Source organism: Bradyrhizobium centrolobii, assembly GCF_001641635.1.
GTDB classification, from domain to species: Bacteria; Pseudomonadota; Alphaproteobacteria; order Rhizobiales; family Xanthobacteraceae; genus Bradyrhizobium; species Bradyrhizobium centrolobii.
The window spans coordinates 1-9,662 of sequence record NZ_LUUB01000003.1; the positions used below are offsets into that span (position 1 = coordinate 1).

Consider the following 9,662-nt stretch of genomic DNA (forward strand, 5'->3'; position numbering starts at 1 on the left):
GGCACGAGAGTGCCAAGGAGTGGGCGCCGTTTGAGGCTCCCACGATTCGGAGGAGCAAGCTATGCCGTCAATTTCGACAATCGGTCTGGATATCGCGAAGTCGATCTTTCAAGTGCATGGTGTTGATGCAGCTGGCCACACGGTCATACGCCGCCAGTTGAGGCGCCAGCACGTCCTGGCATTTTTCCAGAAGCTGCCGCCATGTCTGGTGGGGATCGAGGCTTGCGCGTCATCGCACTACTGGTCCCGTGAGCTGGAGACATTGGGGCACGCGGTGCGGTTGATGCCTCCGGCCTACGTGAAGCCCTACGTCAAGCGACAGAAGAACGACACCACGGACGCGGAGGCGATTTGCGAGGCGGTCACGAGACCCAACATGCGGTTCTTGCCGACCAAGACGGTCGAGCAACAGAGCTGTCTGATGCTTCATCGAGCGCGCCATCTGTTCATCCGCCAGCAGACTGCCGTCATCAATTCAATCCGCGCGTATCTTGCCGAGTTCGGGATTGTTGCCCCCGTCGGGCGCCGGGGCGTCGAGCAGTTGCTGGAAGTCGTCGCCGATACAGCCGACCGCCGGCTCCCCGAGGTGGCCCGTGCATGTCTTGCGGCTCTCGGCGGCCAGTTTCGGGCCCTGAAGGCCCAAATCCTGGAGTTCGACCGATCCATCATCGCCTGGCATCGATCAAGTGCGACGAGCAAACGGCTGGACGCTCTCCCCGGCGTCGGGCCGGCGCTGGCCACAGCGCTGGTCGCCAGCATTGCTGACCTAGGAGCCTTCCGATCGGGACGGGACTTCTCGGCCTGGGTTTGGGCTCGTGCCGAAGCGGAACTCGAGCGGGGGCAAAGACAAGCTCGGCAACATCAGCAAGCAAGGCGATCGGTACTTGCGCAGCCTGTTCACGGCAGGCGCGCTCGCCGTGATCCGCTATGCCAAGCTCCATGGCTCGGGGCATCGGCCCTGGCCTACTGGGTTGTTGGCGCGGCGACCCACCAAGATCGCCGCGATCGCGCTCGCCAACAAACTCGCCAGGATGGCCTGAGCCATGATGGCCAGGAACGAACGCTACAGGGAACCTGCCGCTCTCGCGGCGTGAACGAGATCACACCGGACAGCCGGTGTGACGTAACAGTTGGGAGGGCGAACAGCACGTAATGCAGCGCCGGTCGATCTGGCGATCAGGACAACCCACTTGGGCCAAGGCATCATCGAGTGCGTGCTGTTGACCGGGACCTGATCCGCGGAGGGCATTATGGCCAGCGGTCACGCGAGCCGCGCTAACAGGCCGAACACATGGCTGCTCCGACTACCGCCGCATGCGTAAAGGAAACCCTTGCCAACCCGGAGCCGTCCACACATGGCCCTTCGCGTCGGTGGGCAGCCTTTGAGAATTTGGTTGGTTTTGGGCAGCTGCGGACATGAGAGCGCGCCGCCTCACCCGAAACGTGGTGGATGATCGCCGGCGAACGGTGGCGCTCGATCCGGCCGTGATGCAAAACACTGCGCTCAAATTCGGCGACGTGGTAGGGTCTAGTGGTTGGCTGCTTCCCGAGGCACGCGTCATGGGGCTGGCTGGTCGATCCGAGCAATCCTGACGTTGCCGGAGACCAAAACGAACCAGATGCTGGTGGGGCCCGCATGTTGGGACTGGAGTTCCATGTGCTGAGCCTCTAGGGCTTCGCGCTAATTCCGGTCACCGCCCCACCGAGCAAGCCCGTTGGCCGGGTGAACTCAGGGCTGGATAAGACTTGGGGCAAGGCTGAAAAAAATGAGCTGAATGGCAAGCACGCCGAGAAGGAGCATTCAACCCGAGTTGTATGGGGTGATTCTTGCACTGGCCCGCGGAGATTTACTGTCGGGTGAGCGCATCCTGCAGGCTCTATGGTCAGGCTATGAAGCAACAAAGCGTGGCAGTAATTCTTCCTTGTCGCAATGAAGAGGCGGCCGTCGGCGCCACGGTAGCCGCATTTCGTGCCGCTCTGCCTGACGCTGTCATTTATGTCTTCGACAACAATTCGACTGATAATACCGTGAATGTCGCTCGTGCTGCTGGCGCGATAGTTCGAACAGAACTGACGCAAGGAAAGGGCAACGTTGTCCGCCGGAGTTTTGCTGACATTGATGCCGATGTCTATGTGATGGCCGACGGCGACGCGACCTACGACGCGGCGGCTGCTCCGACGATGATACGGGAGTTGATCGAATGCCAACTGGACATGGTGGTCGGGGTGCGAAGTTCGCTCGCTGATGCCGCTTTTAGGCCAGGCCATCGCCTCGGCAATGCGATCCTCACTGGCATGTTGTCGCGTATCTTCGGTCGCTCGTTCAGCGACGTCCTGTCGGGTTATCGCGTATTCTCGCGCCGGTTCGTAAAAAGCTTCCCAGCTCTCTCGGAAGGCTTTGAGGTAGAGACGGAGATCAGCATCCATGCTCTGGGGTTGCACATGCCAGTGGCCGAGATCGTGACTGCTTACAAAGTACGGCCGGAAGGTTCGACGTCCAAGCTCTCCACGTTCCGCGACGGCTGGCGCATCTTGCTAACCATCCTGACGCTGTTTCGAACTGAAAAGCCGATGCTTTTTTTCGGTATCATTGGCACGTTGCTCGGGTTCGTATCGATCGTGATCGCGGTACCTCTTGCCGTCACGTATGCTAAGACCGGCTTGGTGCCGCGTTTGCCCACCGCGGTTCTTTCGACAGGACTCATGATACTCGCCTTCCTTAGCTTCTTCAGCGGAATGATTCTCGACACTGTCGTGCGTGGCCGCCGCGAGTTGCGGCGGCTTGCTTATTTGGCCCTGCGGCCTCCGGAAGATGTCACTCAATCCGTCTCGAGCGGTGCTCCGTAAGGGCGGCTTTCTTCGAAAGGCAGCGCCCAGGTTCAGGAGGCTGCCAACATTGCGGCGCTAGCGATGCGCTCGCATTTTCTGCGCACGAGAGCTCTCGAATGATGCGGTTAGCCCCTCCGCAGGCATGCGATCGTTTCGGCCAGTTCGCCGGCGAAAAGCGACAGCATGACGCCCACCATCGGCACTGAGGGAATCAGATATCGCCCGACGTCTAGGGTGTGGGCACCGGCGGCGGTTACGATCGAAGCCGTCCACATCACGATCACGATACCTGCGCGCGTCAAGAACCCGCGGCGCCGAAGCCGCACAGCGGTCACCGTCCAAAATATGACGGCGATGACGAACGCGGTGGACAATGCCATGTACAGATGGGTGGAGACGCCAGGGAGATCTGACAGCAGGCCGATGCGAACTGGTCCGCCTTGCAGATCGATCGGCTGAACCGACCGGCCGTGCCGCGTCATGATGTCGGATACGTGCGGCACGTCGTCGGTTGACACCGGTATGGCAGAGTCAAGTCCGTAGGGCGGCCATGCGACCGCGGCCCCATAGGCCATCTGACGGACGAACTTGCGCGCGTAAGCCAGCGGCCGGTCGCGCACGGCGGCCAGGAAGATGTGCCGGTAGGCTGCGGCCGCGCCGACGGCATTCCCGGTATTACCGGCGACGTCTCGATCCAGTGCGGTGTCGAAGAAGCACGCGTCACCGAAGAACCCGAGCACGGGCCAGCGACCCGGCTCCGCGGCGAAGTCGCCCGCAAGTCGCGCCATCGTGACGTCAGCGCGGGCACCGGCCGCCGACACGATCTCGCGTCGCGCTGCATCGCTTGCGAGCACGATGTTCAGGTGATTGCAGAACAGTGTCTTGGGGACGAATACGACCGAGGCTTCGTCGGAGTTGGAAGCCCCGAACCGGGAACCGGCGACGAGGAGCCCCAGCGCTGCCGCGACGGACAGGACAATCACGGCGAGGCGCGCGGACGTGTCTGGCCTGGCCAGGCTGGCGCCCACCAGGACGGCGACGATTGGGACCAGGATTCCCTGCGATCTGAAGCTCGCCGCGAGCGCAGCACACAGGACAGCGGCAGAGACCGCACAGCACTGCGCCGTTTTGCCGACGCAGGTAGCAGCGAGCAATCCGGCCATTGTGAGATTGAGGAAGACTGCAAAGAGAAGATCTGCGGTGAGGACGTTCCTGAATAGCAGAAGGCCCGGATACGTCGCCACGAGGATGATCGGCACAAGCCCAACGGCGCTGCGCGTCGCCGCCTGGGCGGTTGCGGCAAGCGCCAGCATCAGGATAGCCCACGCCGCCTGCTGCAGGTGCACCACCGTCCCGAGCTCGCCCCCAAACGCGAACGTGACGGCGAGCAACGCGGGGTAGCCCGGATCGCGCCCACCCGCCACGGTCGGCCATCCGGCCTCGAGCGTACGAAAAGCAGATTCCACGAAGGATGGCGTGTCGCCCCAGATGACCGGGACCGCGGGCCTGAACGACACGACGATCGCCACCAGCAGCGCGCCCCACGCCAGCACAGTCCATGACCACGGGGACCCGACGCCGCCCAGGGAGGCCGCTCCGTCCGTCTTACGCGCTGGAGCTTCGCGCTCGGACCGCACCATCGCCTCCCACACGAGATGAAGCTCGAAATGCTACCCCCAGCTTCTTGCCAGACAAACGCTCTGCAAGACGATCGGAGGGCACGGCGTGCTCTCGGCTCCTTCGCCTTCCCGTCAGCGTCTGCGAGACATGATGGTCGACGCCTGCATAAACTTTGCATCCAGGATAGCGAGGCCTTGGTCCACGCGGGGGCGCCGCTAGTTGAGATCGCGCAGAGCGAGAAGGGTGCCGCGCTGCGGATCGATGGGGGCCTAGATCATCTTCGCAGTCATCGGCACTAAATCTCAACCTCGAGACCGACCTCCACGACCTGGGCAGTTGGAACTCCGAAATACGCCGCCGGCAGGTTGGCGTTGAGGTGCATTGTGGCGAACAGGGATTTTCTCCAGACCGCCATGCCTGACGCCTTACTGGAGGCGATCACCATCACTCGCCTGAAATAATAGGTGATGTTCTCGGGATCGATGCCGTGAAGCTCGGGCTCGAGGCAGGCGAGCTTCAGCCCTTCCATCACGTCCGGTGATTCCATGAAGCCAAAATAGAACAGGACGCGGGTGATGCCGGCGCCGACCGGAACGAGCTTGATACGGTCGGCTGCTTCGACCCGCGGCGCATCCACGCTGACCGAAGCGATGAACAGCACGCGCTCGTGCAGCACGCGATTGTGCCGCAGGTGATGGGTCAGGCAGAGCGGGATCCCAGTGGTCGCTGCGGTAAAGATCGCCGCCGCTCCCGGTAACCGAACGGGTGGCGTCCTGACGACCCACTCGATGAACTCGTCCTCTCGCTGGCGGAGCTTGGAGCGCTCCTGCTCAAGTAATAGCCATCCCGTGCGCCACGTCAGCATCAGGAAGGCAATCACGCTCGCCAGCAGGAGTGGAAACCAGCCACCTTCGATCAGCTTCGTCATGTTCGCGGCAACGAAAACCAACTCGATAACAAGAAAGAACCCGTTCACCGCCACGACCAGGAGCGGGTTGTAACCCCATTTCAGGGCGACGAGAGCCGCCAGCACGGTGGTCACCGCCATCAGCATGGAGACGGCGATGCCATAGGCTCCTCCGAGTGCGTCGGATGAGCCGAAGATAAGCACGGCCGCGAGCGTGCCAATGGCCAGCAGCCAGTTCACTACAGGTATGTAGATCTGCCCCTTCTCGTGGCTCGCCGTGTGCAGCACCCGCATGCGAGGCAGGAAGCCGAGCTGCATCGCCTGTTGGGTGAGGGAGTACGCGCCTGAGATGATCGCTTGCGACGCGATCACGGTGGCGAGGGTCGCGAAGGCAATCATCGGGTAGTGCGCCCACCCAGGTACGAGCAGGTAAAACGGATTCTGAGCCGCGTGGGGGGCGGACAGCAGCAGCCCTCCCTGACCGAGATAGTTGAGCATCAACGCCGGCGACACGATCGCGAACCATCCGAGCTGGATGGGCAGCCGGCCAAAATGGCCCATATCGGCATACATGGCTTCGCCGCCCGTCAACGTCAAAAAGGCAGCGCCGAGCACGGCGAAGGCAATGCCGGGTCCGGCGTGAGTGAGATAGAGCACGGCGTGATGGGGGCTGATGGCGGCGAGGATGGCCGGGCTCTGCAGGATTCCCTTGATGCCCAACACGGCGATCGCGACGAACCACACGAGCATCACCGGCCCGAAGATGCGACCAACGAACTCGGTTCCCTTCCGCTGGACCAGGAAGAGAGCGACGAGGATCGCAATCGTGACGGGAACGACAACGGGCGCGAGCGCCGGTGCGTCTATCTTCAGGCCTTCGACCGCGCTGAGCACCGAGATCGCCGGCGTGATCACGCCGTCGCCATAGAGCAGCGCGGCTCCGACCAGGCCGACGATAAGCAGGGAGGCACGCGGGCTTCCGCGAGGGGCATGCCTGGCATCGAGCAGCGCGAGCAGCGCCACGATGCCGCCTTCGCCGCGATTATCGGCCCGCAGGATCAGAATAGCATATTTGAGCCCGACGATCAGGACGAGGGCCCAGAAGATCAGCGAGACGACACCCATCACCGTTTCCGGCGTGGGCCCTCCACCGGAGTCGATAGCCTGCTTCAACCCATAGAGCGGGCTGGTGCCGATATCGCCGTAGACGACCCCGAGTGCCGTCAGCACTGCAATGGCCGGCAGCCTTCGCGGATCCTGCGGCGGCATTACCTCGGTCTGAAGGGCCTGGGTCATCCGGACGTCCCTTCTCTCGGTCCCGAAAGTATGCACGAAAATGGCGCGCTGAAAAGCTTGTGACGCTATGGCTCATAGCGGGTCCGCAACTGGGCCCTGAGCTGAGCAACGCAGTCACGGTCGGCTCGTCGGCTGTCAGCGGTACACCGGAAAGGCGCCCTCACGGGCGCGACTTTCGCTCATGACCCAGGCAGTCCTCATGCGGCTTTTCTGGAGTGCAAGCTAAATCGAGCGCCTCGCACCGACGTCAAAATGCCAACAAATCGCGACTTCTGGCGCTCTCCGGATCTCTCGCGATTTCCATCATAGCGCCGCTAATATCTGCTCAGTGTACCATCGAACGCGCCCGATCCGAGCGCCCTGATGAGTACGCGGCCGGGCTTATCCTGTCGGAACTGGCGTCTCGTTGACTCCGGACAATCGGGAGAGATGATCGTGCTTACTCGGCATCTGACAGAGCGATGTCTGGGTGTGGTCGCTGTTATCATCAAGATATCGCTGATTGCTGTTTTGGCGAGCTGGCCCAGCACGCTTGCAGCCGCGGAAGAGAGCCTCTATCGCGCGCAGACAAGCGTGACTGGACAGGGCGAAGTCAATCGCATCATCGGCTTCGCCGCCTGTCTTGAGGACGTTCTCATCAAGGTATCCGGGGCGCTCACGCTCGAGGGCGATCCTCGATTAAATCCGTACAAATCGCGCTCGGCTGATTTCGTGAGCGCCTATAGCTACCACGACCAGATGTCCGGCACGCCGAAGCGCGACGAGCAGGGCACCCGCGATCGGCCGTACGATTTGATCGTCGATTTCGATGACAAGAAAATCAACGACGTTCTTGACTCGCTTGGCGTCAAGCCCTGGCTTTCGCGCCGCCCGATCCTTGGCGTTTTTGTCGAGATGGAGCAGGGCTCAAGACAATACATCGCCACATCAGATGCAAAGCAGTCCGACCTGCAACGTGACTCCCTCCTCGCCGCAGCCTCAAAGAGGGGCATGATGATCGTGCTGCCTGATGCTGCAGCATTGGTGAAAGCGAACATTAATGCCGCAGGGCTCTTGACGACACCATCCTCGATATCGGCATCGGTGGCGGCCGAACGGGGTGGCGAAGTTGCCTTGGTCGGACGACTGAAGTGGGAGGATTCTGAGCTCGGATGGGCGACAGAGTGGCGGATGGACTGGAATGGCCGGATGCACCGATGGCAGCTTCGCGGCGTCACGTTTGATGAAGCCTATCGCCGCGGCATCGGAGGCGCAGCTCAAATCCTCTCAGGCAACGGCGATCCCGGATAGACGGTCGCGGCGATCTGCGCAGTGTGCGGCGCATCAGTCCGGGTCTGGACCAACTCTGACCTAGCCAGATGTCCACTTTTGTGTTGCTGTTACGGGCGATGCGGCCTACGCGTCTATATAGAGCTCTAGGACGAATGAATGCGGCAGATTCCGTTGGGAGCCAGAGGAACATCGACATTGCGGGTGCAACCCGAACATCTTGCCGACCGTTTCAAGGACGCCCTATTGCCGCAAGTGCTTGCGACGCCCGTGATGATCTTGATCATGGAAAACGCCGCGCTCAATGCCATCAGACCGTTTTTGGATGCAGGTGAAAGCGCGGTCGGCACTGCAGTTGATGTACAACACTTCGCCGCCACGCCTGTAGGCCGCGCGGTGTGCGCGACGGCCGAGGTAGTCAACGTCGAGGGAAAACGAGTTGACTTCAAGGTGTCGGCAAGCGACGGCACAGAGGAGATCGGCAGCGGGACCCACCAACGAATTGTGATCGATCTTCGTTCGTTCAACGAGCGCCTTGCCAAAAAGAGGCTTCCGTGATCGGGCGCTGTCGCCGTCAGCCATGATGGCGTCACGGCCCCGCGTGCCGGACCTGCTCGTGAAGCAGCGGTAGCGCCTTGTGATCCGAGAGGGGCAAATCGGGTGCGACCAGAAGGCGAGAATAGCATGACTTCTCAGTGGCAGTATCAGGTTAGGTTCGATGTGAACGATTCTGCTACGGCGGAATCGGCACGCCGAAAACTCCGTGATCGGGCGCTGGCGCCGCTGTTCGATATCCTCGCCCAGCATCGCGCTACGCTGAAATGCCAGTTCGACGCCTTTGCAGAGTATGTCGCCGCAGCAGAAGAGCACGGCATCGAAAACTATCCGCTCTACCACTGGACGAAGGCGACGATCGAGAATCCGGCGAAGAAGGAAAAGTATTTGAAATCCTTTACGCTCTACGTTGACGACCGGGAGGTATATGCCAAGGAGATTGCCGACGCGCTGGAAGCGGACTTGCAACCGCTCGCCACTCGCGGGCTCATCGCGCGACTGGCTGCGGCGACGCGTTCCAGGCTCACGTCATCTCCTATGCCGACGACTTCGTTATCCTCAGCCGCGGTCGCGCAGTGGAGGCATTAGCGTGGACGAAGGCGGTGATGACCAAGCTTGGGCTGACACTCAACGAGGCTAAAACTTCGCTGAGAAATGCCCGACAGGAACGCTTCGACTTCCTCGGCTACTCGTTCGGCGTGCATTGGTTTGAGGCGAACGGGAAATGGTATCTGGGCGCGAGCCCGTCCAAGAAGAGTGTACAGCGGCTCAAGACAAGGGTCGGCGAGCTTCTGGTGCCAAGCAATATCGATCCATGGCCGGAAGTACGTGACAAGCTGAACAGGTCACTGCGAGGCTGGTCCAACTACTTTGGCTACGGCTCGCGGAGCAAGGCATACCGTAGCGTCGACCAATACGTCTTTGAACGTGTGCGCAGGTTCCTCGCGCGAAGGCACAAGGTGCAAGGGCGCGGCAATCGCCGATTCATATTCGATGTCATCCATCGAGAACTCGGCGTTCTGTGCCTCCAACGCTTGCCCCGAGCGGCCACGTCGCGTGCCTCGCGGTGAAGCCAGCCGGAAAGCCGGATGCCGGAAATCGGCACGTCCGGTTTGATGAGCGGGGATGGGAAACGGGGCGATGGCCAAGGGGCCCCCAAGCTACCGCGCCCATCCTCGACTCTACC

The 9,662-nt window shown here is 61.6% G+C and carries 7 protein-coding genes and 1 pseudogene; 6 read left to right on the forward strand and 2 right to left on the reverse strand.

From position 1 onward, the window contains the following. Positions 1-61: 61 nt before the first annotated feature. Together AYJ54_RS00355 and AYJ54_RS00360 are read left to right on the forward strand one after the other, a co-directional pair. Positions 62-1,040, forward strand: a pseudogene (locus tag AYJ54_RS00355) (IS110 family RNA-guided transposase). An 850-nt stretch (positions 1,041-1,890) separates the two neighbouring features. Beyond that, positions 1,891-2,847, forward strand: coding sequence for a glycosyltransferase family 2 protein (locus AYJ54_RS00360; protein ID WP_063695928.1), 957 nt, complete (start codon positions 1,891-1,893; stop codon positions 2,845-2,847). Between the two features lie 107 nt (positions 2,848-2,954). On the opposite strand, the gene AYJ54_RS00365 is transcribed toward AYJ54_RS00360, so the two are convergent. Both AYJ54_RS00365 and AYJ54_RS00370 read right to left on the reverse strand, forming a co-directional pair. Beyond that, positions 2,955-4,358, reverse strand: coding sequence for a hypothetical protein (locus AYJ54_RS00365; RefSeq protein ID WP_136623335.1), 1,404 nt, complete (start codon positions 4,356-4,358; stop codon positions 2,955-2,957). Positions 4,359-4,744: 386 nt separating this feature from the next. Beyond that, positions 4,745-6,625, reverse strand: coding sequence for a potassium transporter Kup (locus AYJ54_RS00370; protein ID WP_063695934.1), 1,881 nt, complete (start codon positions 6,623-6,625; stop codon positions 4,745-4,747). A 456-nt stretch (positions 6,626-7,081) separates the two neighbouring features. Between AYJ54_RS00370 and AYJ54_RS00375 the strand changes: the two genes are divergently transcribed. The 4 genes from AYJ54_RS00375 to AYJ54_RS00390 all read left to right on the forward strand — a co-directional run bounded on the left by AYJ54_RS00375 (position 7,082) and on the right by AYJ54_RS00390 (position 9,546). After that, positions 7,082-7,942: a DUF2066 domain-containing protein gene (locus tag AYJ54_RS00375; RefSeq protein WP_063695930.1), complete on the forward strand. Its 861-nt coding sequence runs from the start codon at positions 7,082-7,084 to the stop codon at positions 7,940-7,942. Positions 7,943-8,080: 138 nt separating this feature from the next. Continuing rightward, entirely contained in the window at positions 8,081-8,479 is a 399-nt protein-coding gene (locus AYJ54_RS00380) for a thioesterase family protein (protein WP_063695931.1), read from the forward strand. A 126-nt stretch (positions 8,480-8,605) separates the two neighbouring features. Next, positions 8,606-9,064 (forward strand): hypothetical protein, encoded by a 459-nt coding sequence (locus AYJ54_RS00385; protein WP_063695932.1) that lies wholly within the window; start codon positions 8,606-8,608, stop codon positions 9,062-9,064. 17 nt (positions 9,065-9,081) lie between these two features. Continuing rightward, positions 9,082-9,546: a group II intron maturase-specific domain-containing protein gene (locus tag AYJ54_RS00390; RefSeq protein WP_245328828.1), complete on the forward strand. Its 465-nt coding sequence runs from the start codon at positions 9,082-9,084 to the stop codon at positions 9,544-9,546. The last annotated feature ends 116 nt before the right edge of the window (positions 9,547-9,662 follow it).

What these genes read in the sequence shown, in the direction of transcription:
- AYJ54_RS00370 (WP_063695934.1), bottom strand. Translation starts at nt 6,625, where the DNA reads ATGCCGCCGCAGGATCCGCGAAGGCTGCCGGCCATTGCAGTGCTGACG.
- AYJ54_RS00380 (WP_063695931.1), top strand. Translation starts at nt 8,081, where the DNA reads ATGCGGCAGATTCCGTTGGGAGCCAGAGGAACATCGACATTGCGGGTG.
- AYJ54_RS00360 (WP_063695928.1), top strand. Translation starts at nt 1,891, where the DNA reads ATGAAGCAACAAAGCGTGGCAGTAATTCTTCCTTGTCGCAATGAAGAG.
- AYJ54_RS00385 (WP_063695932.1), top strand. Translation starts at nt 8,606, where the DNA reads ATGACTTCTCAGTGGCAGTATCAGGTTAGGTTCGATGTGAACGATTCT.
- AYJ54_RS00375 (WP_063695930.1), top strand. Translation starts at nt 7,082, where the DNA reads ATGATCGTGCTTACTCGGCATCTGACAGAGCGATGTCTGGGTGTGGTC.
- AYJ54_RS00390 (WP_245328828.1), top strand. Translation starts at nt 9,082, where the DNA reads ATGACCAAGCTTGGGCTGACACTCAACGAGGCTAAAACTTCGCTGAGA.